At 56.1% G+C, this 26,483-nt stretch carries 19 protein-coding genes and 1 tRNA gene; 11 read left to right on the plus strand and 9 right to left on the minus strand.

The features are described from left to right. Positions 1-3: 3 nt before the first annotated feature. The 3 genes from ptrA to recD are packed head-to-tail and all read left to right on the plus strand — an operon-like array spanning position 4 to position 8,242. Positions 4-2,886 (plus strand): pitrilysin, encoded by a 2,883-nt coding sequence (ptrA, locus tag GM298_RS06150; protein ID WP_266153789.1) that lies wholly within the window; start codon positions 4-6, stop codon positions 2,884-2,886. After that, positions 2,883-6,425 carry an exodeoxyribonuclease V subunit beta gene (recB, locus tag GM298_RS06155; protein WP_266153790.1) on the plus strand — a complete coding sequence of 1,181 codons (3,543 nt, stop codon included), beginning with the start codon at positions 2,883-2,885 and terminating at the stop codon, positions 6,423-6,425. Before ptrA ends, recB begins: the two co-directional genes overlap by 4 nt. After that, positions 6,422-8,242 carry an exodeoxyribonuclease V subunit alpha gene (gene recD, locus GM298_RS06160; protein ID WP_266153791.1) on the plus strand — a complete coding sequence of 607 codons (1,821 nt, stop codon included), beginning with the start codon at positions 6,422-6,424 and terminating at the stop codon, positions 8,240-8,242. Before recB ends, recD begins: the two co-directional genes overlap by 4 nt. 34 nt (positions 8,243-8,276) lie before the next feature. Here the strand turns inward: recD and argA are convergent, their stop codons facing one another. Beyond that, a complete protein-coding gene (gene argA, locus GM298_RS06165; RefSeq protein WP_014885072.1) occupies positions 8,277-9,608 on the minus strand; it encodes an amino-acid N-acetyltransferase in 1,332 nt (443 codons plus the stop codon). Positions 9,609-9,835: 227 nt separating this feature from the next. On the opposite strand from argA, the gene amiC reads away from it, so the two are divergent. Beyond that, positions 9,836-11,089, plus strand: a complete 1,254-nt coding sequence (amiC, locus tag GM298_RS06170) for an N-acetylmuramoyl-L-alanine amidase AmiC (protein WP_025760261.1) — start codon at positions 9,836-9,838, stop codon at positions 11,087-11,089. 88 nt (positions 11,090-11,177) lie between these two features. On the opposite strand, the gene GM298_RS06175 is transcribed toward amiC, so the two are convergent. Continuing rightward, positions 11,178-11,254 (minus strand) — tRNA-Met (locus tag GM298_RS06175). A gap of 209 nt (positions 11,255-11,463) precedes the next feature. On the opposite strand from GM298_RS06175, the gene mltA reads away from it, so the two are divergent. Together mltA and tcdA are read left to right on the plus strand one after the other, a co-directional pair. Continuing rightward, complete coding sequence (gene mltA / locus GM298_RS06180; RefSeq protein ID WP_025757038.1) at positions 11,464-12,561, plus strand: murein transglycosylase A; 1,098 nt, start codon at positions 11,464-11,466, stop codon at positions 12,559-12,561. A gap of 76 nt (positions 12,562-12,637) precedes the next feature. Further along, entirely contained in the window at positions 12,638-13,444 is an 807-nt protein-coding gene (gene tcdA / locus GM298_RS06185) for a tRNA cyclic N6-threonylcarbamoyladenosine(37) synthase TcdA (RefSeq protein WP_006811804.1), read from the plus strand. Here tcdA and csdE read toward each other — a convergent pair. Both csdE and csdA read right to left on the minus strand, forming a co-directional pair. Then, entirely contained in the window at positions 13,435-13,881 is a 447-nt protein-coding gene (gene csdE / locus GM298_RS06190; protein WP_045286497.1) for a cysteine desulfurase sulfur acceptor subunit CsdE, read from the minus strand. The two genes, tcdA and csdE, sit on opposite strands and share 10 nt — an antisense overlap. Continuing rightward, a complete protein-coding gene (gene csdA, locus GM298_RS06195; protein ID WP_262783972.1) occupies positions 13,881-15,086 on the minus strand; it encodes a cysteine desulfurase CsdA in 1,206 nt (401 codons plus the stop codon). The genes csdE and csdA overlap by 1 nt, the downstream gene beginning before the upstream one ends. A gap of 192 nt (positions 15,087-15,278) precedes the next feature. On the opposite strand from csdA, the gene GM298_RS06200 reads away from it, so the two are divergent. From GM298_RS06200 to rlmM, 4 genes are all read left to right on the plus strand, one after another. Beyond that, entirely contained in the window at positions 15,279-15,506 is a 228-nt protein-coding gene (locus tag GM298_RS06200; protein WP_008499648.1) for a YgdI/YgdR family lipoprotein, read from the plus strand. Between the two features lie 349 nt (positions 15,507-15,855). Next, positions 15,856-16,773, plus strand: coding sequence for a glycine cleavage system transcriptional regulator GcvA (gcvA, locus tag GM298_RS06205; protein ID WP_008499647.1), 918 nt, complete (start codon positions 15,856-15,858; stop codon positions 16,771-16,773). Positions 16,774-16,812: 39 nt separating this feature from the next. Then, a complete protein-coding gene (locus tag GM298_RS06210) occupies positions 16,813-17,208 on the plus strand; it encodes a DUF423 domain-containing protein (protein WP_008499646.1) in 396 nt (131 codons plus the stop codon). After that, positions 17,201-18,301 carry a 23S rRNA (cytidine(2498)-2'-O)-methyltransferase RlmM gene (gene rlmM / locus GM298_RS06215; RefSeq protein WP_025757041.1) on the plus strand — a complete coding sequence of 367 codons (1,101 nt, stop codon included), beginning with the start codon at positions 17,201-17,203 and terminating at the stop codon, positions 18,299-18,301. Before GM298_RS06210 ends, rlmM begins: the two co-directional genes overlap by 8 nt. Positions 18,302-18,842: 541 nt before the next feature. Here rlmM and xni read toward each other — a convergent pair. The 5 genes from xni to queF form a co-directional block, all read right to left on the minus strand. Next, a complete protein-coding gene (xni, locus tag GM298_RS06220) occupies positions 18,843-19,598 on the minus strand; it encodes a flap endonuclease Xni (RefSeq protein WP_266153792.1) in 756 nt (251 codons plus the stop codon). A gap of 112 nt (positions 19,599-19,710) precedes the next feature. Then, positions 19,711-21,078 carry an L-serine ammonia-lyase II gene (gene sdaB / locus GM298_RS06225; RefSeq protein ID WP_025757043.1) on the minus strand — a complete coding sequence of 456 codons (1,368 nt, stop codon included), beginning with the start codon at positions 21,076-21,078 and terminating at the stop codon, positions 19,711-19,713. A gap of 65 nt (positions 21,079-21,143) precedes the next feature. Next, entirely contained in the window at positions 21,144-22,439 is a 1,296-nt protein-coding gene (locus GM298_RS06230) for an HAAAP family serine/threonine permease (RefSeq protein ID WP_025757044.1), read from the minus strand. Between the two features lie 515 nt (positions 22,440-22,954). Continuing rightward, positions 22,955-24,319: a nucleotide 5'-monophosphate nucleosidase PpnN gene (ppnN, locus tag GM298_RS06235; protein ID WP_025757045.1), complete on the minus strand. Its 1,365-nt coding sequence runs from the start codon at positions 24,317-24,319 to the stop codon at positions 22,955-22,957. A 116-nt stretch (positions 24,320-24,435) separates the two neighbouring features. Continuing rightward, positions 24,436-25,278 (minus strand): NADPH-dependent 7-cyano-7-deazaguanine reductase QueF, encoded by an 843-nt coding sequence (gene queF, locus GM298_RS06240; protein WP_059384981.1) that lies wholly within the window; start codon positions 25,276-25,278, stop codon positions 24,436-24,438. A gap of 69 nt (positions 25,279-25,347) precedes the next feature. Between queF and syd the strand changes: the two genes are divergently transcribed. After that, positions 25,348-25,893: a SecY-interacting protein gene (gene syd, locus GM298_RS06245; RefSeq protein ID WP_266153793.1), complete on the plus strand. Its 546-nt coding sequence runs from the start codon at positions 25,348-25,350 to the stop codon at positions 25,891-25,893. Positions 25,894-26,483 lie beyond the last annotated feature (590 nt).

Raw genomic sequence — 26,483 nt, forward strand, 5'->3', positions numbered from 1 at the left:
GTAATGCCTGGCAGCACCTTGTTTAAAGCGTTGGTTTTGTTTGTCGCCCTTTGGGCACCTGTCACTCAGGCAGACTCCGGTTGGCAACCCGTTCAGGAAACTATCCGTAAGAGTGAAAAAGATACCCGGCAGTATCAGGCCATCCGCCTTGATAACGGCATGACCGTGCTGCTGGTTTCCGACCCGCAGGCGGTAAAATCCCTCTCGGCACTGGTGGTGCCGGTTGGGTCGCTGGAAGATCCTGAATCCCACCCCGGGCTTGCACACTATCTGGAACATATGACGCTGATGGGGTCAAAAAAATACCCGCAGCCAGATAGCCTGTCCGAATTTCTGAAAATGCATGGCGGCAGCCATAATGCCAGTACCGCCCCGTACCGCACGGCCTTCTATCTCGAAGTCGAGAATGATGCGCTGGAAGGCGCGGTCGATCGCCTTGCTGATGCCATCGCCGCCCCGTTGCTGGATAAAAAATACGCCGATCGTGAACGCAATGCGGTGAATGCCGAACTGACTCTGGCCCGCACGCGAGACGGTATGCGCATGGCCCAGGTGAGCGCCGAAACCATCAACCCTGCGCATCCGGGGTCTCGTTTCTCCGGTGGTAACCTGGAGACATTGAGCGACAAACCGAACAGCCCGGTTCTGGATGCGCTGCACGCGTTTCGCGATAAATACTACTCCGCCAATCTGATGAAAGCGGTTATCTACAGCAATAAACCGTTGCCAGAGCTGGCGGGCATGGCGGCCAAAACCTTTGGTCGGGTGCCCAATAAAAATATCGACCGGCCGCAAATAGATGTACCGGTGGTCACGGACGCGCAAAAAGGCATCGTGATCCACTACGTGCCTGCGCTGCCGCGCAAAGTGTTACGCGTTGAATTTCGCATTGATAACAACACGGCACAGTTTCGCAGTAAAACCGACGAGCTGGTGACCTATCTCATCGGTAACCGTAGCCCGGATACGCTGTCTGACTGGCTGCAAAAACAGGGGCTGGCAGAAGGTATCCGCGCCGACTCCGATCCGGTGGTAAACGGGAACAGCGGCGTGCTGGCGATATCCGCAACCCTGACCGACAAAGGTCAGGCACACCGCGATGAAGTGGTGGCCGCAATCTTCAGCTACCTCTCTCTGCTGCGTGAAAAAGGCGTCGACAAGCGCTACTTTGATGAACTGGCGCACGTGCTGGATCTTGATTTCCGTTACCCATCGATAACTCGCGACATGGATTATGTGGAGTGGCTGGCCGATACCATGATCCGCGTGCCGGTGGAACATACCCTCGACGCGGTGAACATTGCCGACCAGTACAACCCTGAGGCGGTCAAAGCCCGTCTGGCGATGATGACCCCGGAGAATGCCCGCATCTGGTACATCAGCCCGGATGAGCCGCATAACAAAACGGCTTACTTTGTCGATGCCCCTTATCAGGTGGATAAAATCAGCGCCCAGACCTTTGCCGACTGGCAAAAGAAGGCGGGAGAGATCGCGTTAAAACTGCCGGAACTGAACCCCTATATCCCGGATGATTTCTCGTTGATCAAAACCGAGAAGGACTATCCGCATCCGGCACTTATCATTGATGAGCCGACGCTGCGCGTGGTGTATAGCCCAAGCCGCTATTTCGCAAGCGAGCCAAAGGCCGACGTCAGCGTGGTGTTGCGTAACCCGAAAGCGATGAACAGCGCCAAAAATCAGGTGATGTTCGCGCTCAATGACTACCTTGCCGGTATTGCGCTTGACCAGTTGAGCAACCAGGCGGCCGTGGGCGGCATCAGCTTCTCCACCAACGCCAACAACGGTTTGATGCTCAATGCAAATGGCTATACCCAGCGTCTACCTCAGCTGTTCCAGGCGCTGCTGGAGGGCTATTTCAGCTATACGCCGACGGAAGAACAATTTGAGCAGGCCAAATCGTGGTATGCGCAGATGATGGATTCTGCGGAGAAGGGCAAAGCTTACGATCTGGCGCTTATGCCAGCGCAAATGTTATCGCAGGTTCCTTATTTCCAGCGGGAGGATCGCCGCGCGCTGTTGCCTTTGATCACCTTAAAAGACGTGCTGGCTTACCGTGACGCGCTGAAAACCAACACGCGCCCGGAGTTCCTGATTGTCGGCAATATGAGCGAGGATCAGGCCAAAACCCTGGCGCAGAATGTTCGCACTCAGCTCGGCTCTAAAGGCGATGAGTGGTGCCGCAACCAGGACGTGCTGGTTGAGAAAAAGCAGAATGTAATCTTTGAAAAGGCGGGGAACAGCACGGATTCCGCCCTGGCCGCGGTATTTGTGCCAACGGGTTATGATGAATTCGCCAGTTCAGCGCAGAGTGCCGTGCTGGGTCAAATTATTCAGCCGTGGTTCTATACCCAGTTACGCACGGAAGAGCAGCTCGGCTACGCGGTGTTTGCCTTCTCCATGAACGTGGGCCGCCAGTGGGGGCTGGGTTTCCTGCTGCAGAGCAGCGATAAGCAGCCGGCATATCTCTGGCAGCGTTACCAGGCTTTCTTCCCGCAGGTGGAAGCAAAACTGCGCGCCATGAAGCCGGAAGAGTTCGCCCAGATCCAGCAGGCCGTCATTGCGCAGGTGATGCAGCCGCCGCAGACGTTGGGTGAAGAAGCTTCGCAGCTGAGCAAAGATTTTGATCGCGGTAATCTGAAATTTGATTCGCGTGATAAAGTAGTGGCCGAGATAAAACAGCTGACGCCGCAAAAGGTTGCCGATTTCTTCCATCAGGCGGTGATTAAACCGCAGGGAATGACCATCCTGTCTCAGGTTTCCGGTAGCCAGAACGGGAAAACGGAGTACGTGAACCCGCAAGGCTGGAAAGTCTGGAAGAGCGTCAGCGCGCTGCAGCAATCTATGCCCTGGAGTAAGAAAGAATGACCGACACCGCTGAGCCCCTTAATCCCTTACGTTTACCTCTTCAGGGTGAACGATTGATTGAAGCCTCAGCGGGAACGGGAAAAACCTTCACCATCGCCGCGCTCTATTTGCGTCTGCTGTTAGGGCTCGGCGGCAACGCCGCTTTTCCCCGCCCGCTGAGCGTGGAAGAGCTGCTGGTGGTGACCTTCACCGAAGCCGCCACCGCCGAGCTGCGTGGCCGTATTCGCGCCAATATCCACGAGCTGCGCATTGCCTGCCTGCGTCAGAGCACGGATAACCCCCTTTATGCCAGTCTTCTGGAAGAGATTGCGGACAGGCAACAGGCCGCAGAGTGGCTGCTACTGGCCGAACGGCAGATGGATGAAGCCTCCGTCTTTACCATTCACGGTTTTTGCCAGCGGATGCTGAGCCTGAATGCGTTTGAATCCGGCATGCTGTTTGAACAACAGCTCATTGAAGATGAAACCGTGCTTCGCTATCAGGCCTGCGCGGACTTCTGGCGTCGCCACTGCTACCCGCTACAGCGCGATATCGCCGAAGCGGTACATGCGTTGTGGAAGGGCCCTGAGGCGCTGCTGCGCGCGATCGATCGTTATCTTCAGGGGGAAGCGCCGGTGATCAAATCTCCGCCGCCGGCGGATGAAACCCTGGCATCACGCCATGAAAAAATCATCGCGCGAATTGTCGACATCAAGCAAAAATGGATTGAATCAGTCGGCGAGATTGACGCCATTATCGAAAACTCCGGGATCGACCGACGCAAATTCAACCGTGGCAACCAGGGGAAATGGATCGACAAGATCAACGCCTGGGCGCAGGAAGAGACGCGGGGCTACCAGCTCCCGGACGCGCTGGAGAAATTCTCCCGGCGTTTCCTCGTTGAGCGCACCAAACCCGACGGTATTGTGCCTGAACATCCCCTGTTTGTGGCGATTGAAACCCTGCTGTCTGAACCCTTGACGCTCAACGATCTGATGATCACCCGCGCCATGACGGAAATTCGCGAAGCCGTCGCCCGTGAGAAACGCCGCCGGGGGGAACTGGGATTTGACGATATGCTGAGCCGCCTCGATGCGGCCTTGTGCAGTGAGAATGGCGAAGCGCTTGCCGCCGCGATCCGCACCCGTTTCCCGGTGGCGATGATTGACGAATTTCAGGATACCGACCCTCAACAATACCGCATATTCCGCCGTATCTGGCGCCAGCAGCCCGGCACCGCGCTGTTGTTAATCGGCGATCCTAAACAGGCTATCTACGCCTTCCGCGGTGCGGACATTTTCACCTACATGAAGGCCCGCAGCGAAGTTGAGGCGCACTACACCCTGGATACCAACTGGCGTTCGTCTCCTGGGATGGTGGAAAGCGTGAATGCGCTGTTCAGCCGCATGGATACGGCGTTTATGTTCCGGGAGATCCCGTTCCAGCCGGTAAAATTTGCCGAGAAAAATGCCTCGTTGCGCTTTGAGTTCAACGGCGAGACGCAGCCTGCCATGCGCTTCTGGCTGCTGGACGGTGAAGGATGTGGCGTCGCCGACTATCAAAACGCCATGGCCCAGCATTGTGCCGCGCAGATCCGTGACTGGCTCAGTGCGGGGGCTCGCGGCGAGGCGGTGCTCTGGAAAGGCCAGGATGCACTCCCCGTAAAAGCATCGGATATCACGGTGCTGGTGCGTAGCCGTCAGGAGGCCGCGCTTATTCGGGACGCCCTGACCCTGCTGAGTATTCCGTCCGTCTACCTCTCAAACCGTGACAGCGTCTTTGAAACGCTGGAAGCGCAGGAGATGCTATGGCTGCTGCAGGCCGTGCTGGCCCCGGAGCGGGAAAGCACACTGCGCAGCGCATTAGCCAGCGCGATGCTCGGGCTGAATGCCCGTGATATCGATGCGCTCAACAATGACGAGTCCGCATGGGATGCGGTGGTGGAAGAGTTTGTTCGCTACCGGGAGAAATGGCAAAAGCGCGGCGTGATGGCCATGGTGCGTGAGCTGATGGCACAGCGTCACATTGCGGAGAATATACTGGCAACCGCGGGCGGCGAGCGCCGGTTGACCGATATTTTACATATCAGCGAACTCCTGCAGGAGGCGGGCACGCAGCTGGAGAGCGAGCATGCTCTGGTGCGCTGGCTGGCACAGCAGATTGCCGACCCGAACAGCAATTCGTCCAGCCAGCAGATGCGCCTTGAGAGTGATAAACACCTGGTGCAGATCGTCACCATTCACAAATCGAAAGGGCTTGAGTATCCGCTGGTCTGGCTGCCGTTTATCGCCAATTACCGTGTGCAGGATCAGGCCTTTTATCACGATCGCGAGTCGTTCGAGGCGGTGCTCGATCTCAGCAACGCGGAGTCCAGCGTTGAGCTGGCAGAAGCCGAACGTCTTGCGGAAGATTTACGCCTGCTGTACGTGGCACTGACCCGTTCGGTCTGGCACTGCAGTCTGGGCGTTGCCCCTCTGTTCCGTCGTCGCGGTGAAAAGACCGGGGAGAGCGATTTTCACCTGAGCGCGCTGGGGCGCTTAATTCAGCATGGCGAGCCCAAAGACGCTGCGGGGTTACGGCAGTGTCTCGAATCACTTCGCGGGGAGCATGTTGCCCTGCATATTCCGGCACAACCGGATAACGACCGCTGGCAAATGCCGGAGCCGCGTGAGTCAGATCTGCATGCCCGCCAGGTGGTACGCCCGATTGCTGACGACTGGCGCGTCACCAGCTACTCCGGTTTACAGCAGCACGGACAGAGTGTTGCGCTGGATCTGATGCCAAAACTGGACGTGGACGCGGCAGGAACCGGTAGTGTACCCGTTGAGCCTGTGCTTACGCCGCACCAGTTCCCGCGTGGCGCCTCTCCAGGCACGTTTTTGCACAGCCTGTTTGAAGAGCTCGATTTCACACAGCCGGTTTCCGAAGCGTGGGTGCTGAAGATGTTACAGAGCGGCGGCTACGACGCACAATGGCAGCCGGTTCTGCGTGACTGGATCCACGCGGTTTTACACGCGCCGCTCACCACGCAGGGGGTCTCCCTCAGCCAGCTGACTGCCAGAGATAAGCAGGTCGAGATGGAGTTTTATCTCCCCATCGCCAGCCCGCTCAGGGCCGAGGCGCTTGATGGGTTGATCCGCGAGTACGATCCGCTTTCCGCCGGATGTCCGTCGCTGAACTTCCGCCAGGTGCAGGGGATGTTAAAAGGTTTTATCGACCTGGTTTTCCGCCATCAGGGGCGCTATTACCTGCTGGATTACAAGTCGAACTGGCTGGGTGAAAACAGCGAAGCCTATACCCAACAGGCGATGGCGTCGGCCATGCAAATGCATCGCTACGATCTGCAGTACCAGCTTTATACCCTGGCGCTGCATCGTTATCTGCGCCATCGCATTGCCGATTATCGCTACGAAGACCATTTTGGCGGCGTGATTTACCTTTTCCTGCGTGGCGTGGATCCTAACGACCCGCGTTCCGGTGTCTTTAGCACGCGTCCGGCTGCGCAACTGATTGAAAAAATGGATAACCTGTTTGCTGCAGGCACGGAGGAGGTGGCATGACAATGCAGGCGCTACTGCTGGACGCGGTTGAACAACGATTACTGCGCCACCTTGATGTGCAGTTTGCCATGATGGTGGCGGGCGAAGAGCCAGCCGTGATGCTCGCCGCCGCCATTCTGAGCAAAGACGCGGGGGAAGGGCACGTCTGTCTGCCGCTGTCGCGTCTGGTGGTAGACGAGAAAATGCCCCCGGCTTTACAGGCCTGTTTCGCTCTGCTGGGTGACACCGTGGACTGGAAAGCGATATTACTCAGTTCGCCTGCCGTGAGCGGAACCGATACCGGTACGCCGATGATCCTCACCGGCGAGCGTTTGTATCTTAACCGACTGTGGCGCAACGAACTGACGGTGGCGCGCTTCTTTAGTGAGACGAACGCCCCGCTTCCCTGCGATGAAGCGCAGCTTCGGCAGGTGCTGGATACGCTGTTTACCTCTGAGAACGAAACAGACTGGCAGAAAGTGGCGGCCGCCGTAGCGTTAACGCGACGGATCTCGGTGATATCTGGTGGCCCGGGCACCGGGAAAACGACCACCGTGGCAAAGCTGCTTGCTGCGCTGATTCAGCTCTCGGGTGAGCAAAAGTGCCGTATTCGCCTGGCGGCCCCTACCGGTAAAGCGGCGGCGCGTCTGACGGAGTCGTTAGGCGGGGCGCTGCAAAAATTACCCCTTACCGGCGAGCAGCTCGCGCTTTTCCCCAACGAAGCCAGCACGCTACACCGGCTGCTTGGCGCCCAGCCGGGTAGCCAGCGGCTGCGTTATCATGCCGGTAATCCCCTGCACCTTGATGTGCTGGTGGTGGACGAAGCGTCGATGATTGACCTGACGATGATGTCACGTTTGATTGAGGCTCTGCCGCCTCACGCGCGCGTCATTTTTCTCGGCGATCGTGACCAGCTTGCCTCCGTGGAAGCCGGGGCTGTACTCGGCGATATCTGCACGTATGCCAGCCTGGGGTATACCGCGGAACGCGCGCAGGAGTTAGCGCGTCTGACGGGATGTTCGCTCGCCTCTGAAAACCATTCCCTTGCGGGGGCTCTGCGCGACAGCCTGTGTCTGTTGCAAAAGAGCTACCGTTTCGGCAGTGACTCCGGCATCGGCCAGCTTGCAGCGGCCGTGAACCGCGGGGACCGCCACACCACCTGTGCGGTATTTGACGGCACCTTTACGGATATTGAGAAAAAATCGCTGCAAAACGGGGAGGAGTATCAGGCGATGCTTGATGATGCTCTGCTGGGGTATCAACACTTCCTGACGGGCGTACAGCAGCAAAGCACACCGGAGCAGGTGATTGCCGCGTTTGGCGAATATCAGTTGCTCTGTGCGCTGAGGGAAGGGCCCTTTGGCGTCAGCGGCCTGAACGACAGGCTGGAACAGCTGCTGGCGCAAAAGCGTAAAATACACCGTACCCCGCATTCGCGCTGGTATGAAGGAAGACCGGTGATGATCTCCCGCAACGACAGCGCGCTGGGGTTGTTTAACGGGGATATCGGGATTGCGCTCGATCGCGGTCAGGGGCTGCGCGTCTGGTTCCAGATGCCGGACGGCAGCGTGAAGTCTTTCCAGCCGAGCCGTTTGCCTGAGCATGAAACCGCATGGGCGATGACGGTGCATAAATCCCAGGGCTCTGAGTTTAACCATGCGGCGCTGATCCTGCCCACGCAGCTTTCACCCGTCATCACCCGCGAATTGATCTATACCGCCATTACGCGCGCGCGTCAGCGCCTGTCGCTGTATACCGATGAACGCGTGCTGGTGCAGGCTATCGCCACCCGCACGGAACGCCGAAGTGGGCTGAGCGCGATATTTGAGTCCCTCTGAACGAAAGCCCTCACCGGACGGTGAGGGCGTCGTCTCACCCCAGATCCGCCATCAGCACTTTGGAGCGCCGCTGATAGTTGTACATCTCTTTCTTCGTTTCCGGCAGCGAATCAATATCCACCGGCGTGAACCCACGCTCCTGGAACCAGTGAATGCTGCGCGTCGTCAGCACAAACAGCTTGCTCAGGCCCATCTGGCGCGCCTGCGCTGCCACGCGCTCAAGCAGCATTTCACCGCGTGACGAGCTGCGGTAGTCAGGATGCACCGCCACGCAGGCCATTTCGCCGATCTTCTCTTCCGGGAACGGATAGAGCGCGGCGCAGGCAATGGTCAGGTTATCACGCTGAATAATGGTGAATTTGTCGATCTCCATCTCCAGCTGCTCGCGCGAACGACGCACCAGAATCCCCTGCTGTTCGAGCGGGCGGATCAGCTCCAGAATGCCGCCGATGTCGTTAATGGTGGCGCGGCGGATCTGCTCCGCACTCTCCATCACAATCTGGGTGCCGATACCGTCGCGGGAGAACAGCTCCTGCAGCAGGGCACCGTCTTCCTGATAGCTGATCAGGTGGCTACGGCGCACGCCGCTGCGGCAGGCTTTCACGGCGCCACGCAGAAAACGCACGGTGCCGGAGTGGTAATCGCCTTCTGCTTCCAGCGCTTCCACGCGGGCCTGGGCTTCATTCGGGAAGAGCTCTGGCACGATAACCCCTTCGTCGTTCACCACCCCCTGGGAGGAGCAAAACCCAATCATTTTCTCCGCCTTCAGTTTGATCGCCAGCTGCGTGGCAATCTCTTCTGAAGTGAGGTTAAAGCTTTCACCGGTCACGGAAACCGCCACCGGGCCCATCAGTACGATGGCACCGCTGTCCAGCTGGCGGTGAATGGCTTCTTCATCAATACGACGAATGCGTCCGCTGTGGCAGTAATCGACGCCATCGTCCACACCGAGCGGCTGGGCAATGATAAAGTTGCCACTCACGACGTTGATATGCGCGCCCTGCAGCGGCGTGTTGTTCAGGCTCATCGACAGGCGAGCCGTAATATCCAGCTGCAGCAGGCCAGCGGCCTGTTTCACCAGTTCAAGGGTTTTCGCATCCGTTACGCGGGTGTGTTTGTGATAAATCGGCTCGTGGTGATGAGCGGCCAGGTTGGCATCGATCTGCGGACGTGCGCCATAGACCACCACCAGGCGGATCCCGAGGCTGTGCAGCAGGCCAATGTCATTGACGATGCTGGAAAAATTTTCATGCTCAATGGCTTCGCCGCCAAGCATGATGACAAACGTTTTTCCCCGATGGGCGTTGATATAGGGAACAGAATGGCGGAATCCCTGGACCAGTTCGGTTCTACGCTCCTTCACCATGGCACAACCCTTAATGAATGCTTATTCGTAATTTCTGTATTTTTATTCGATTGTGGCCGCGTGTGCAAGCGTAAATTTTCCGCGCCCCACAGAAATCGATAAGTAATCCGTGCGTTAGCACAGGATTGTTTACCCTTTTATAGATGACAGTTTATGCGTCATTCGTTAAAGTTTTCGGTCAATCTGGACATTTTGTATATCAGTCAGTGTTCTTGCTCGGGAGAAGCATGTCGGGATCCAATTCAGCAATAAGCCGCCGCCGTTTGTTAAAAGGGGCCGGGGCAATGTGGTTGCTTAGCGTCAGTCAGGTCGGTCTTGCCGCCACCAGTCAGGTCGTGGCGGTGCGCGTCTGGCCATCGTCAACGTATACGCGCGTGACGGTCGAATCCAACCGCGTACTGAAATATAAGCAATTTGCCCTCAGTAACCCTGAACGTGTGGTGGTGGATCTCGAAGGCGTAAACCTCAACTCCGTGTTGAAGGGGATGGCGGCACAGATCCGCGGCGACGATCCGTTTATTAAATCGGCGCGCGTGGGGCAGTTTGATCCGCAAACCGTGCGCATGGTGTTTGAGCTGAAGCAGAACGTGAAGCCGCAGCTGTTTGCCCTTGCGCCTGTGGCAACGTTCAAAGAGCGTCTGGTGATGGATCTCTACCCGGCGAATGCGACGGACATTCAGGATCCCCTGCTGGCGCTGCTGGAAGACTACAACCAGGGCAACCTTGAGAAACAGGTCCCTCCTGCGCAAAGCGGCCCGCAGCCGGGAAAAGCAGGGCGCGATCGCCCGATTGTGATCATGCTCGATCCTGGCCACGGCGGCGAAGACTCCGGCGCGGTGGGGAAATATCGCACGCGTGAAAAAGACGTGGTGCTGCAAATCGCCCGTCGTCTGAAGGCGTTGATTGATAAAGAAGGCAATATGCGCGCCTACATGACGCGCAATGAGGATGTGTTTATCCCGCTGAAGGTCAGGGTGGCGAAAGCGCAGAAGCAGCGCGCGGATTTGTTCGTGTCGATCCATGCGGACGCCTTTACCAGCCGTCAGCCAAGCGGCTCGTCGGTGTTTGCGCTGTCCACCAAAGGTGCGACCAGTACCGCGGCGCGATACCTTGCGGACACCCAGAACGCCTCGGACCTGATTGGTGGCGTGAGTAAAAGCGGCGACCGCTACGTCGACCACACCATGTTCGACATGGTGCAGTCGCTGACCATCAACGACAGCCTGAAGTTTGGTAAAGCGGTGCTGGGTAAGCTGGGTAACATCAACAAGCTGCATAAAAACAGCGTTGAGCAGGCCGGGTTTGCGGTACTGAAGGCGCCGGATATTCCGTCTATTCTGGTCGAAACGGCATTTATCAGTAACGTGGAAGAGGAGCGTAAGCTCAAAACGGCCAAATTCCAGCAAGAGGTCGCGGAGTCGATTCTGGCAGGGATCCGGGCGTATTTCTCTGACGGGGCGACGCTGGCACGACGCGGGTAAATCTTTCAAGCCGGGTGAACGCCCGGCAAATTCACAAATGACAAAAACAAAAAAACACCCTTAAGGGTGTTTATTGTTTTAGAAGTGTTGGTTGCGGGGGCCGGATTTGAACCGACGACCTTCGGGTTATGAGCCCGACGAGCTACCAGGCTGCTCCACCCCGCGTCCGTGGATGCGCACTATACTCGGATAGGTTTGTGATGCAACCCCTTTTTTACATAAATCATTAACTTTGTATGTAAATTGAACGGTGTTGCGACATTTGGACTATTTTTTGCTCAGAATTTGCCAAAGGGCATGCGATCGCATTTCATTAGCCCTGGCGGTTTGTTATCTTCATCACGCGGAAATGGGCAACTTAAAGACGAGATATAATGAAAGGACGTTGGGCGAAGTATCTGATGACGGGCGCAATGGTAGCCATTCTTGCCGCCTGCTCTTCTAAACCGACCGATCGCGGTCAACAGTATAAAGACGGGAAGTTATCCCAGCCTTTCTCGTTAGTTAATCAACCTGATGCCGTTGGCGCACCGATTAACGCCGGCGATTTTTCTGAGCAGGTTTACCAGATCCGCAACGCGTCGCCGCGTCTGTATGGCGCTCAGAGCAGCGTGTATAACGCGGTCCAGGACTGGCTGCGTGCAGGCGGTGATACACGCAATATGCGCCAGTTTGGTATCGATGCCTGGCAGATGGAAGGGGCGGATAACTACGGCAACGTCCAGTTCACCGGGTATTACACGCCTGTGATTCAGGCGCGACACACGCGCCAGGGCGAGTTCCAGTATCCTATTTATCGTATGCCGCCAAAACGAGGACGTCTGCCGTCGCGCGCTGAGATTTACGCCGGTGCGCTGAGCGAAAACTACGTTCTGGCCTACAGCAACTCCCTGATGGACAACTTCATCATGGACGTTCAGGGCAGCGGCTATATTGATTTTGGCGATGGTTCGCCGCTTAACTTCTTCAGCTATTCCGGCAAAAACGGCCACGCCTATCGCAGTATCGGTAAGGTGCTGATCGACCGCGGCGAAGTGAAGAAAGAAGACATGTCGATGCAGGCGATCCGCGAGTGGGGCGAAAAACACAGTGAAGCCGAAGTGCGTGAGCTGCTGGAGCAGAACCCGTCGTTTGTCTTCTTCAAACCGCAGAACTTTGCTCCGGTGAAAGGGGCGAGCGCCGTCCCGCTGATTGGCAGGGCGTCGGTGGCATCGGATCGTTCCATTATTCCTGCGGGCACCACGCTGCTGGCGGAAGTCCCGCTGCTGGACAACAACGGCAAATTCAACGGGCAGTATGAGCTGCGTCTGATGGTCGCGCTGGATGTCGGCGGGGCGATTAAAGGCCAGCACTTCGATATCTATCAGGGCATTGGCCCGGATGCCGGCCACCGTGCAGGCTGGTATAACCATTACGGGCGCGTATGGGTGCTGAAGGCCGCACCTGGCGCCGGAAGCGTATTCAGCGGCTGATTGTGGTATTCTGAGCGGAATACGGATTACTGTTCAGGGTGAGGAAAAACCTCACCCTTTTTACATCTGAGGTTTTATGTCTGTGGTAATCAGCGATGCCTGGCGCCAGCGTTTTGGCGGTACGGCACGTCTCTATGGTGAAAAAGCCCTGCAGCTGTTTGCGGATGCGCACGTCTGCGTCGTGGGCATTGGTGGTGTGGGCTCGTGGGCGGCAGAAGCGCTGGCGAGAACCGGTATTGGCGCAATCACGCTGATTGATATGGATGACGTATGCGTTACCAACACCAACCGTCAAATCCATGCCCTGCGTGATAACGTCGGTCTGGCAAAATCGGAGGTCATGGCAGAACGTATCCGCCTGATTAACCCGGAATGTCGGGTAACGGTGATTGATGATTTTGTGACGGCAGATAACGTCGCTGAATACATGAGCAAAGGCTACAGCTATGTGATTGACGCCATCGACAGCGTGCGTCCAAAAGCGGCGCTGATCGCCTACTGTCGTCGTTACAAGGTTCCCCTGGTGACGACCGGCGGCGCGGGCGGGCAAATCGATCCGACGCAGATTCAGGTAGCCGACCTGGCGAAAACCATTCAGGATCCGCTGGCCGCCAAATTGCGTGAACGGCTGAAGAGCGACTTCAACGTGGTGAAGAACAGCAAGGGCAAGCTGGGCGTTGACTGCGTATTTTCGACTGAAGCGCTGGTCTACCCGCAGGCGGACGGCTCAGTCTGCGCGATGAAAAGCACGGCGGAAGGGCCAAAACGGATGGATTGCGCCTCAGGTTTTGGCGCGGCCACCATGGTGACCGCCTCCTTTGGCTTTGTGGCGGTGTCTCACGCCCTGAAGAAGATGATGGCGAAGGCGGAACGTCAGGCCTGAACCTGACGCGCGGCATCCTGCACGGCTTCGCTCAGCGCGATAAGACCCTGACCGCGCGAGGCGCTAAGCTGTGCTCGCAGTCCCAGCTCATCAAAGAGCGCCAGCGGAGAGTGCGTCAGCAGCTCCGCCGCGCTTTTTCCCTCGATGGCGGTTAACAGTACCGCCAGCAGCCCGCGTACGATACGTCCTTCGCTGTCGCCAAAGAAATGCAGCTTCCCGTCGGAGACGCTCACGCCCAGCCAGACGCGATTCTCACAGCCTGCGATCTCTTTTGCCTGTGATTTCAGTTCGTCAGAGAGGGTCGGTAATTGCTTACCGAGCAGGATCAGCTGGCGATATTTATCCTCCCACTGTGAAAGCGGGGCGAAGGTCTGCTTTAACGTCTCTTCTGTGATGACGGTACCAAACGGATGTCCGGCTAAATCTGCGCGAGTCATTAATCCACCAGTATTTCAAGGGCGCGGTCGACAGCGGCAACCAGCGCGTCGACGTCGCTTTGCGTATTATAGGGCGCAAACGAGGCGCGCAGCGTACCGCTTACGCCAAGCGCCGCCAGAAGCGGCTGGGCGCAGTGCTGCCCGGCACGCAGGGCAATGCCATATCCGGCCAGCAGCGTCACCATGTCGCTATGGTGTACGCCCGCGAAATCAAAGGCGAGCAGGCTCGAGTCCTGCACACGGAACGAGCGGAAACCCGGGCGCTTTTTGAGTTCTTCCTCTGCCAGCGTCGCCAGTCCCCGGCTCCAGCTTTCAGCCTGAACAATGTCGGTTTCAGCGAGCCACTCGAGTGCGGCGCTCAGGCCAATGACGCCCGCCACATTTGGTGTACCCGCTTCCAGGCGGTAAGGGACCTCCTGCGTGTTAAAGCCCTCGAAGGTCACTTCCGTAATCATCTTGCCGCCACCGAGCCACGGCGTCATTTTTGCCAGCAGCTCTGGCTTACCGTACAACACCCCAATACCGGTTGGCCCGTAAAGCTTATGTCCTGAGAAGGCATAGAAGTCGATATCCAGCGCCTGCACGTCGGCGGGGAAATGCACCACGCCCTGCGCGCCGTCGACCATCACGACCATGCCGCTGGCATGCGCGATGCGAATCGCCTGCGCCAGGTCAGGGCAGCCGCCGGTGACGTTTGACATCTGTCCAAGCGCCAGAATGCGGCTGCGGGGGGTGATAAGCTCAGCCAGGCGTGCCACGTCGGGCAGAAGATCTGACCCCAGCGGGAGTTTTACCACGCGTGCACCGGTTTGACCGGCGACTATCAGCCACGGTACCAGGTTGGCGTGATGCTCCGCCTCACTGACGATAATCTCATCGCCCGGCTGAAGCAGCGGGCGCGCGTAGCATTGGGCCACCATGTTGATGGCTTCGGTCGTTCCGCGCGTCCAGACGATGTTTTTCCCGCTTTCGGCATTAATCAGGTGTGCGACCTGATCGCGCGCGGCTTCATAGCGCGCGGTTAACCGCTGCGCTTCGGCAAACTGGCTGCGATGCACATTGCCGGCACTCAGGCTGTAGAACTGCTGCGTCGCATCAATCACCGCCTGTGGCTTAAGGGCGGTGGCGGCGCTATCGAGATAAATACCAGCATCGGCCAGCGCCGGGAACTGGGCGCGGAACTGCGCAGGGCTGAAAGCGTTCATGGGATTCCTCATTTCAATACTGCGATCGTCGCGCAATTTCCGCGGCAGGGCAAGGAGGTTGATATCTATCAGAATTGTCTGCTTATCCGGATGGCCCTCAAAAAGCAGGTTATGCTAAATAGTGTTAGGCGGATGTTTTAGCCTGTTATAAATCGAGGTTTGAATAGCATTAATTGCTAAAGGAGAATAATCATGAATAAGACAGCTGCAATCATCTCTGCCTGTGCGTTTACTTTTGCCCTGAGCGCCTGTTCCGGTAATAACTACGTGATGCACACCAATGATGGTCGTTCCATTGTTTCGGAAGGGAAACCGACAACCGATAACGATACCGGAATGATTTCATACAAAGATGCTAACGGGAACAAGCAGCAGATCAACCGCACGGACGTGAAAGAGATGAAAGAGATCGAGCATTAACCGATCGCAGGCGAAAAAAAAGCACCGCAAGTTGGCGGTGCTACATTAATCACTATGGACAGACAGGGTAAATGTACAGGAAGTGAAAAATTGGTAGCGTTGCTACCGTGGTCTGAATCGCAGACCAATTGCAAACACAACAACACAACATCACAACCGTAAGCCAAAAGCCCTTCAGAACACGCATTCCGAAAAAAGCTCTTCGTTCCGGCTCAGGAAGTGCCGCCACTATAGGTATTTGCTGGTAGTTCCTCAACGGACAAATTATAATGGCTCAGATAAAAAAAACTAATAGGTTAAACGTTGTTTCCTGTTTGTTAAAATCCGTTAACATCTAAGCCAGATAACCATGTCAAAGCGATTGCCACCCCTCAATGCATTACGTGTTTTTGATGCAGCAGCACGTCACCTGAGCTTCACCCGCGCAGCAGATGAGCTTTTTGTGACACAGGCCGCAGTAAGTCACCAAATCAAGTCTCTGGAGGATTTTCTGGGCCTTAAGCTGTTTCGTCGACGCAACCGTTCGCTGCTGTTGACCGAAGAGGGGCAGAGCTATTTTCAGGATATTAAAGAGATTTTTTCCCAGCTTACGGAAGCCACGCGTAAGCTTCAGGCGCGTAGTGCAAAAGGTGCCCTGACTGTTAGTTTATTGCCCAGTTTTGCCATTCAATGGCTGGTGCCCAGACTCTCAAGCTTTAACTCAGCTTATCCGGGGATCGACGTTCGAATCCAGGCGGTGGATCGCCAGGAAGACAAACTGGCCGATGATGTGGACGTTGCCATTTTTTATGGGCGCGGTAACTGGCCGGGCTTGCGTGTCGAGAAATTATACGCAGAATATCTCCTGCCGGTCTGTTCTCCCTTACTGTTAACGGGCGACAAGGCGCTGAAGTCACCCGCTGACCTGGCTCAGCATACGCTTTTGCACGATGCTTCTCGCCGGGACTGGCAAACTTATACCCGTCAATTAGGTCTTACTCATATAAACGTGCAGCAGGGACCCATTTTTAGCCACAGCGCAATGGTGTTACAGGCTGCCATTCACGGGCAGGGCGTGGCGTTAGCGAACAACGTCATGGCGCAGTCCGAAATTGAGGCAGGCCGCCTGGTTTGTCCTTTTAATGATGTACTGGTCAGCAAGAATGCGTTTTATCTGGTTTGTCATGACAGTCAGGCAGAACTGGGTAAAATAGCCGCCTTCCGGCAGTGGATACTGGCGAAAGCGGCAAGTGAGCAAGAAAAATTCCGCTTCAGGTATGAACAATAACGTTTGTGTGCCGGGCACGCATCAATTCAGGACTTAAACATGACCAGCCGATTCATGCTGATTTTTGCCGCGGTGAGTGGCTTTATTTTTGTTGCACTGGGCGCTTTTGGCGCACACGTATTAAGCAAGTCGTTGGGCGCAGTGGAGATGGGCTGGATCCAGACCGGCCTTGAATATCAGGCGTTCCATACGCTGGCGATTTTTGGTCTGGCGGTGGCGATGCAGCGCCGTATCAGCATCTGGTTTTACTGGAGCAGCGTCTTCCTGGCGCTGGGTACGGTGCTTTTCAGCGGCAGCCTTTACTGTCTGGCACTTTCGCATTTACGCCTGTGGGCGTTTGTTACACCTGTCGGCGGCGTCAGCTTCCTGGCGGGTTGGGTATTAATGTTTATCGGAGCTATCCGTCTGAAACGCAAGGGCGTTGTTCATGAATAAGGTTGTTTTATATTGTCGCCCGGGGTTTGAGAAAGAGTGCGCCGCGGAAATTACCGATAAAGCGGCGAAGCGCGACGTCTTCGGCTTTGCCCGCGTGAAAGAGAACGCGGGGTATGTGGTATTCGAATGCTATCAGCCTGAAGATGCCGATAAGCTGGCGCGTGAGCTGCCGTTCAGCTCATTGATCTTCGCTCGCCAGATGTTTGTTGCGGGTGAGTTGCTCAAAGATCTTCCGCCGGAAGACCGCATCACGCCGATTGTCGGCATGCTGCAGGGCGTGGTGGAGAAGGGGGGCGAGCTGCGCGTTGAAGTCGCGGATACCAACGAAAGCAAAGAGCTGATGAAGTTCTGCCGCAAATTTACCGTGCCGCTGCGCGCGGCACTGCGCGATGCGGGTGTGCTGACGAACTACGAAACGCCGAAGCGCCCGGTGGTGCATATCTTCTTTATTGCGCCGGGCTGCTGCTATACAGGTTACTCCTACACCAACAATAACTCCCCGTTCTTTATGGGGATCCCGCGCCTTAAGTTCCCTGCCGATGCGCCGAGCCGATCCACCCTGAAACTGGAAGAGGCGTTCCATGTCTTTATTCCGGCGGATGAGTGGGATGAGCGTCTGGCAAACGGTATGTACGCTGTCGATCTTGGCGCATGCCCGGGTGGCTGGACCTATCAGCTGGTGAAACGCAATATGTGGGTCTCTTCTGTCGATAACGGCCCGATGGCGCAAAGCCTGATGGATACCGGACAAGTTACCTGGCTGCGTGAAGATGGCTTCCGTTATCGCCCGACCCGTAACAATATCTCCTGGATGGTGTGCGACATGGTTGAGAAACCGGCAAAAGTGGCCGCGCTGATGGCCTCCTGGCTGGTGAACGGCTGGTGTCGCGAGACGATTTTCAACCTCAAGTTGCCGATGAAAAAGCGCTACGAAGAGGTGTCGCAGAACCTGGCCTATATTCAGGAACAGCTGGATGAACACGGCATTAACGTGGAAATCCAGGCGCGTCAGCTGTATCACGACCGTGAAGAGGTGACGGTGCATATTCGTCGCTGGTGGGCGGCTGTGGGCGGGCGTCGCGACGAGCGGTAGTTCCCCCTCACCCCGGCCCTCTCCCCAAAGGGGCGAGGGAGAAAAGACAGCACCGAGCGATCCCCTCTCCCCAAAGGGACGAGGGAGAAAAGACAGCACCGAGCGATCCCCTCTCCCCAAAGGGGCGAGGGAGAAAAGACAGTACCGAGCGATCCCCTCTCCCCAAAGGGGCGAGGGAGAAAAGACAGCACCGAGCGATCCCCTCTCCCCAAAGGGGCGAGGGAGAAACGACAGTACCGAGCGATCCCCTCTCCCCAAAGGGGCGAGGGAGAAAAGACAGTACCGAGCGATCCCCTCTCCCCAAAGGGGCGAGGGAGAAAAGACAGCACCGAGCGATCCCCTCTCCCCAAAGGGGCGAGGGAGAAACGACAGTACCGAGCGATCCCCTCTCCCCAAAGGGGCGAGGGAGAAAAGACAGTACCGAGCGATCCCCTCTCCCCAAAGGGGCGAGCGATCCCCTCTCCCCAAAGGGGCGAGGGAGAAAAGACAGCACCGAGCGATCCCCTCTCCCCTATGGGGAGAGGGTTAGGGTGAGGGGGCGTTAACGCTCTAACCTCAACTGCTGCAAATTCCCGTCCAGCTGCAAATCCGTCTGTAGCGTTGCCACCTCCCGGCAGATAAACGCCATCTCTTTGTGCGCTTCCAGCTTCTTGCGCCATTTTTCTGGCACCTCGTCCAGACGGGCGTAAATACCTTCCAGACTCTGAAAATCCGTCAGCAGCTGCGCGGCACTCTTCGGCCCTATGCCCGCCACACCCGGAACCTTCGAGCTACTTATCCCTGCCAGACCCCAGTAGTCAGGCAACTGTTCTGGCGAGACGCCAAATTCACCGGCAATAAACGGGGCGTCGAGCCAGCGTTTCTGGAAGTAATCGCGGATGCGGATGGTGGGAGAGAGCAGCTGGCAGTAGCCTTTATCGGTTGAGACGATCGTCGCCTGATGCCCGGCGCTGGCAACCTTCACCGCCAGCGTGGCCGCCAGATCGTCAGCTTCATTGCCCTCAGCACCCCAGCAGGGCACGCCACGCTGCTCGAATGCCGAGCGGATCATCGGCATTTCTGCATGCAAATCGTCCGGCATCGGGGCGCGTCCGGCTTTATAGTCCGGTAAACGCTGGTGTCGCCAGCCGCTGTTGCGTGCTTCGTCATCAAACACCGCCACGACATGCGTCGGTTCGCTGTGGCGAATGAGTTGCTCCAGCGCATGCAGACAGGTGTCCTTACAGGGCGTGCCTTGCACCGCGTGGATCCGGCGAATCAGGTTGAGCGCGTCGACGATGAGCAAATGAACAGCCACAGATAATCTCCCTTCTATCTAATGCAAGAAGGGTAACACTGTCAGCAGCATGAAACTATGAATGGTGGGGAAAACAGGAAGAAGCCTCGCAAAACGAGGCTTCCTGGGAGGCTTAATCGCAGGTAACGATCTTCATCGCCAGGCCCCCGCGCGAGGTTTCGCGGTATTTGGCGTTCATATCTTTACCGGTTTCATACATGGTTTCGATAACCTTATCGAGACAGACACGCGGCTCGCTGGTGCGGCGCAGCGCCATACGCGCCGCGTTAACCGCCTTCACGGAGGCGATCGCGTTACGCTCGATGCACGGAACCTGTACCTGTCCGGCTACCGGGTCACAGGTCAGCCCCAGGTTGTGTTCCATACCGATTTCGGCCGCAATGCACACCTGCGCCGGGCTTGCGCCCAGCAGCTCTGCCAGACCTGCAGCAGCCATGGAGCACGCCACGCCAACTTCCCCCTGGCAACCCACTTCCGCGCCGGAAATCGAGGCGTTCATCTTATACAGAGAACCAATCGCACTGGCGACCAGCAGGTAGCGCGCCAGAGAGTTAGCGTTCACTTCACGGATAAACTTGTCGTAGTACGCCAGCACCGCCGGAACAATGCCGCAGGCACCGTTGGTCGGCGCAGTGACCACCCGGCCCCCGGCAGCGTTCTCTTCGTTTACCGCCAGAGCGAACATGTTGATCCAGTCCACGACGGCCATCGGGTCCGTGGTCGTTTTGTCGGTGCTCACCAGCATACGACGCAGCGCGGCGGCACGACGCGGTACACGAAGCTTGCCCGGCAGGACGCCTTCGGTGGTGATCCCGCGCTCAATACCACCGCGCATCACTTCCCAGACGTTTGCAAAGTGCTGTTCCAGCTCTTCTTTACTGTGCAGGGCCAGCTCGTTTTTCATCATCAGACCGGAGAGGGAAAGTCCCGTCTCCTGGCAGTGACGCTGGAGATCCGCCGCCGTTTTGTACGGATACGGCACTTCTACAGAGGAGGTGCTGGTTTGACCAAAGTGGTCTTCGTCGACGATAAAACCGCCGCCGATAGAGTAGTAAGTCTGGCTGTATACCGCGTTATCGCCTGCCAGCGCGGTAATACGCATACCGTTTTCGTGCAGCGACAGGTTGTCGGCATGGAAATTCATGCAGCGATCAACCGGGAATTCCACTTCGTGTTCGCCGTTTGCCAGCAGCAGGCGACCGTGGGTGTTAACGTCCTGGATGAAGCCAGGGATCGCATCAATATCAACGGTATCCGGCAGGTTTCCCGCCAGGCCCATGATAATGGCGATATCGGTATGGTGACCTTTCCCGGTCAGGGAAAGCGAGCCGTACACATCGACAACCACGCGGGTGACGTCGTGCAGAATGCCGCGTGCAATCAAGTCATCCGTGAACTGCTTACCGGCTTTCATCGGTCCGACGGTGTGAGAGCTGGAAGGACCAATACCGATTTTGAAGATATCGAATACGCTAATCATGATGCGTCCATTGCTTTCAGTCAGAGAGGAAGGAGTGCGCCGTCCAGGGACGGCGCGGGTGATAATCAGAACATGGTGTACAGGGAGTAGAAGATCGCAGAGATAGCGATAAGCCCCATGATAACCACAAAGACGTTGCTCACATGACCGCTGTATTTACGCATAGCAGGGACTTTCTGAATCGCGTACATCGGCATCAGGAACAGAATCATCGCGATAACCGGGCCGCCCAGGGTTTCAATCATGCCCAGGATGCTTGGGTTCAGGGTGGCAACAGCCCAGGTGGTCACCAGCATGAACAGCGCAGTGATTTTGTTCAGCTTGCTGATTTCAATGCTCTTACCTTTACCGCGCAGAGATTTAATCACCATACCGTTGAAGCCTTCACGTGCGCCCAGGTAGTGGCCGAGGAAGGATTTGGTGATGGCGATCATCGCGATGATCGGAGCCATCCACGCAATCAGCGGTGCGTTAAAGTGGTTTGCCAGGTAAGACAGAATAGAGATGTTCTGCTCTTTCGCTGCCGCCAGATCCGCCGGGGAGAGGCTCAGTACGCAGCTGAATACGAAGAACATAACGGTCAGCACCATCATGATGTGAGCGCGTGCCAGAATGCTGGAGCACTTCTTCTCAGCACCATTACCGTACTCTTCACGTTTCGCCACAGCGAAAGAAGAGATGATTGGAGAGTGGTTGAAGGAGAAGACCATTACCGGGATTGCCAGCCACAGGGTCATCAGCAGGCCGTTACCGGTTGCAGATGCGCTGCTCAGGGACAGGGTTTCCAGCGCGGCACCGTTCCACTGTGGGATCAGGTAGCAGGCCAGTAACATCAGCGCAGCCACAAACGGGAACACCAGCACGCTCATCGCTTTAACAATCATCTGCTCACCAAAGCGCACAATGGTCATCATGCCCACAATCAGGATCAGAGACAGAATCGCACGTGGTGGTGGCGTCATGTGCAGCTGGTGCGTCATGAAGCTTTCAACGGTGTTGGTGATCGCCACGCTGTAGACCAGCAGGATAGGGTAAATCGCGAAGAAGTAGAGCAGGGTAATCAGTTTACCTGCACCCACGCCGAAATGTTCTTCAACCACTTCAGTGATGTCTTCACCCGGATTTTTACCGGACAGCACGAAGCGGGTCAGTCCGCGGTGTGCGAAGAAGGTCATCGGGAAAGCAATGATTGCCATAATGATCAGCGGGATCAGACCGCCGACGCCTGCGTTGATAGGAAGGAACAGTACACCAGCGCCGATTGCTGTGCCGTAAAGGCCAAGCATCCACATGGTATCCGTTTTGCGCCAACCACTTCGGGATTCAATCGAAGCAACGGTGCTGGTTTGAGTGGTTTCCATCTGTATCTCCTGGAGGAAGCGAATTGTCAGGTTTTTAGTCAAATCCGATGAAAAAGTGCCTGACGGTAATATGAAATTCGTTCAGTGACGGTTTTTTAATAATTTTCACCCGTAACTATTGGCGGGCGGAAAGATACATTCTAGTTATGAATCTATCAGTGATCCTGATCCCAAATGCAATAATCCACTTATGATGTGGGCATCTTTAGACCATTTATCTGTTAAAAAAACATCAAAGAGAATTTACGGGCGCGAAGGCTACCACCAACGACATGTGGGCTGAAAGACTGGCCCGTGATATAGGTGTCTTTAGCTGTAAAGAAGCAGGTTTTTAGGATTTTCTGGCAGGTAATTTGGATTAAGGCTGATAATTTACGGTCGCAAAAACGAAGTAATCGTTTGCGTATGTGAAAACTTTGTAAATCACATAAGGGATATATATGAATTGCTTCGGTAATAAAAAAAGCCGGGATACGCGACAGGGCGACCCGGCTTTGGTGAGACGCTGCTAAGCGTTATGTGCAGATTTCGTAGCAAGGAATGTAGGCTGAGCCAGGCAGCTTCATGCGGTGCTGCGCAACAAAGCCCTGCAGCATGTCGTCCATGCGGCGCATCATTTCCGGATCGCCGTGGATCTTGTACGGACCATGCTGCTCGATAGCGCGAATACCTACCTCTTTAACGTTACCCGCCACAATGCCGGAGAAGGCACGACGCAGGTCGGCCGCCAGCACTTCCACCGGCTGATCCGGATACAGTTTCAGGTTTGCCATATTCTCATGCGTTGGCTCGAACGGGATCTGCAGGTCCGGCGCAATGCGGATTGACCAGTTAAAGCTGTAGGCATCCCCGGTATCACGGCGGTTTTCTTTCACCAGCGGCATCGCTTTTTTCATCTGACGCGCCACTTCCGCGGCATCATCAATGATGATGCGATAGTGGCGGCGCGCGGTTTCGCCCAGCGTATGCACGATAAACTCGTCCAGCACGCGGAAGTAGTCGGCGCTCTCTTTTGGCCCGGTCAGGATCAGCGGTAGCACCTGATCTTTGTTAGCCGGGTTCATCAGGATCCCCAGCAGATAGAGCAGCTCTTCCGCCGTTCCTACGCCGCCCGGGAAGATGATAATGCCATGGGCGATACGGACAAACGCCTCAAGACGTTTCTCGATATCCGGCATGATAATCAGCTCGTTAACCAGTGGGTTAGGTGGTTCAGCGGCGATGATTGACGGCTCGGTCATGCCGATAAAGCGTCCCTCTTTGTAACGCTGCTGAGCATGCCCCACCGCGGCACCTTTCATTGGCGCCTCCATGGCGCCCGGGCCGCAACCGGTACAGATATTCAGCTCACGCAGGCCGAGTTGTGTTCCCACCCGACGGGCATAAAGATATTCGGTTTCGTTAATAGAGTGGCCGCCCCAACAGACGACCATATTGGGTGCTTCGCCAACGTGCAGGGCACGGGCGTTGCGCAAAATGGAGAACACCAGGTTGGTGATATGGACTGAGCTTTCCAGGTCGAGATGCTGGAAGCGGCCGGCGTTGTGGATCTGCCCGTTAACAAACAGGATGTCGCGCAGCACGGCAAACAGGTTAGCCTGAAGTGAACGAATGATACGTCCGTCGACGAAGGCCTCTTCCGGTGGATTGATGACTTCAAGCTTCACGCCACGCTCGCGTCGCAGCACGTTGATATCAAAGCTTTCGAAGCGGGACAGCAGTTCTTTACTGTTATCTGTCAGGCTTCCGGAGTTCAGTACGGCAAGTGAACAGTTACGAAACAGTTGATAAAGATCGCTGCTGGCCGTGCGTTTAAGCATGTCCACTTCCAGCTGCGACAACATATCCATTGAGCCAAGTGGGCTAATATGTGTAATCAAGTGAGCTCCTTACGGGACGATTATCGTCTTTCCCTGTTGATTACAATAGCCCTGGCGCGTGACGTTTCACAACCTAAAGCGCGGAACAAACCGCGCATATTGTGAAAATAGTTATCTTACTGACGCACCAGCCGGCCCGTCGCAGGCACAAAATCGGTATTGGTCCGCCACGGGTTAATGTCCAGACCGCCACGGCGGGTGTAGCGCGCATATACGCTCAGTTTTTCTGGCTGGCAGAAACGCTGGATGTCGCTGAAGATGCGCTCCACGCACTGCTCGTGGAATTCGTTGTGATGGCGGAACGACACCAGATAGCGCAGCAGCTTTTCCCGGTCGATTTTCGGGCCGCGATACTGGATCTGCACCGAGCCCCAGTCAGGCTGGTGGGTAATCAGGCAGTTGGATTTCAGCAGATGGCTGACCAGCGTCTCGTCGACCACCTTTCCGCTTGCCGCGTTTTCGAGGTAGTCGGCGCTGAATTCATAGTTCTCCACCTCGATGTCCTGATCGTCGATGCAGGTCCCGTTGAAGTGGGCAATCGGCTGCCCTTCCAGCTCGTGCAGGCGATACAGTGAAACGCTTACCTTGCCCTGCGCACAGGCGCTTAAATCACGTTCCAGCGTGTGCTGAACGTCGTCCCAGCTGTTGAATCTGGTCTGGTTAAAGCTGTTGAGATAGAGCTTGAAGCTTTTGGATTCCACTAGATTCTGGCTGGCGTAATCCAGCTCAACGTGGCCCACCGCCACCTGCGGTAGCCCACGGGCGTTGAGCCACGAGAGTTCGTACAGCGTCCAGATATCCCCGCCGACAAACGGCAGCGCGTCCGCATGCAGACCCAGCGGATCGCGATTCAGGCTGCGCGGTACGCCCTGCAGCAGGCTGGCATCGTAGGTATCGCGGTAGTCGGTCGATTTACCCAGCGTTAAGCCGGTTAACGCCTGATGATTTTCGTAAGACATGTTTCATAGCCACTTTACAGGTACACTTATGCCCTGAGTTTATCCTGTCTGACAAGAAGAGAGAAATCGGTGGACATCGAAACTGCAAATGCCCTGACTACCTTCACCACCCGCTATTGCGATGCCTGGCATGAAAAGCACGGTACATGGCCGCAAAGTGCTGATTTATACGGTGTACCCTCACCCTGCATTATCTCTTCGCCCGACGATTACGTGATCTGGCAGCCGAAGCCCAATACCGGCGAGCAAAATGTAAATGCGGTTGAACGGGCAATGGACATTGTGGTAAAACCAGCGGTTCATGCGTTTTATGCCACGCAGTTTGCAGGGGATATGCCTGCGCGCTTTGCGAACATGACGCTGACGCTGTTGCAGACCTGGAGCGAAGACGATCTGCTGCGTGTTCAGGAAAACCTGATTGGTCATCTGGTCACGCAAAAACGCCTTAAGCTTTCTCCGACGCTCTTTATCGCCACACTCGACAGCGAACTGGATGTTATCTCCGTCTGTAACCTGTCCGGAGAAGTGATTAAAGAGACCATCGGCACCCGCAATCGCGAGACTCTCGCCCCCTCTCTTGCGGATTTCCTCACCCGACTTGAGCCGCTTCTGTAATCCATGATGCTACACCGCGTGTGAGAGATCTCTTACAAGGTTTGTGAGAGATCGCTGGATCATTCAGTATTGCCTTATTCAATTAAGATTAATATCACGCTGTATTTCAACGGATTACTGGATCATCGCTTCTGATTTCGCGGTTTCTTACGGCTTACACTCCTGACAGGGTGGGTTGTAAGACGAAGCGGAATAGCGGATTCTATCTCCGTCGACAGGACGCCGACACAAGAAACGAACATCAGGATGATGACGTTTCTTACACAGGACACGTCAGGATGGCGCTGCAGGAAGGCTTCAGGATGAAGCAAGTGGATAACGCAGGAAGCGTAAGGGACACCTCCAGGAAGGAGAACGAGAACCGGTCAGGATGGTCGGTGGGTCAGGAAGGCCAGGACGTTTCAGGATGAAACAGACACGTCAGGAAGATGTGTGCAGGATGCATCGGTTTACGGATGACCAGGCCTTCGGGCTTCAGGAAAAGTTGTCACGGATGAGCAGGGAGCACGAATTGTAGCTGGAATGCTGCGAAACGAACCGGGAGCACTGTTTTTACAGTGCTCCCTTTTTTTATTTCTGCCTTCCGCAAT

It is taken from the genome of Enterobacter sp. HSTU-ASh6, assembly GCF_026319105.1.
GTDB lineage: Bacteria > Pseudomonadota > Gammaproteobacteria > Enterobacterales > Enterobacteriaceae > Enterobacter > Enterobacter sichuanensis.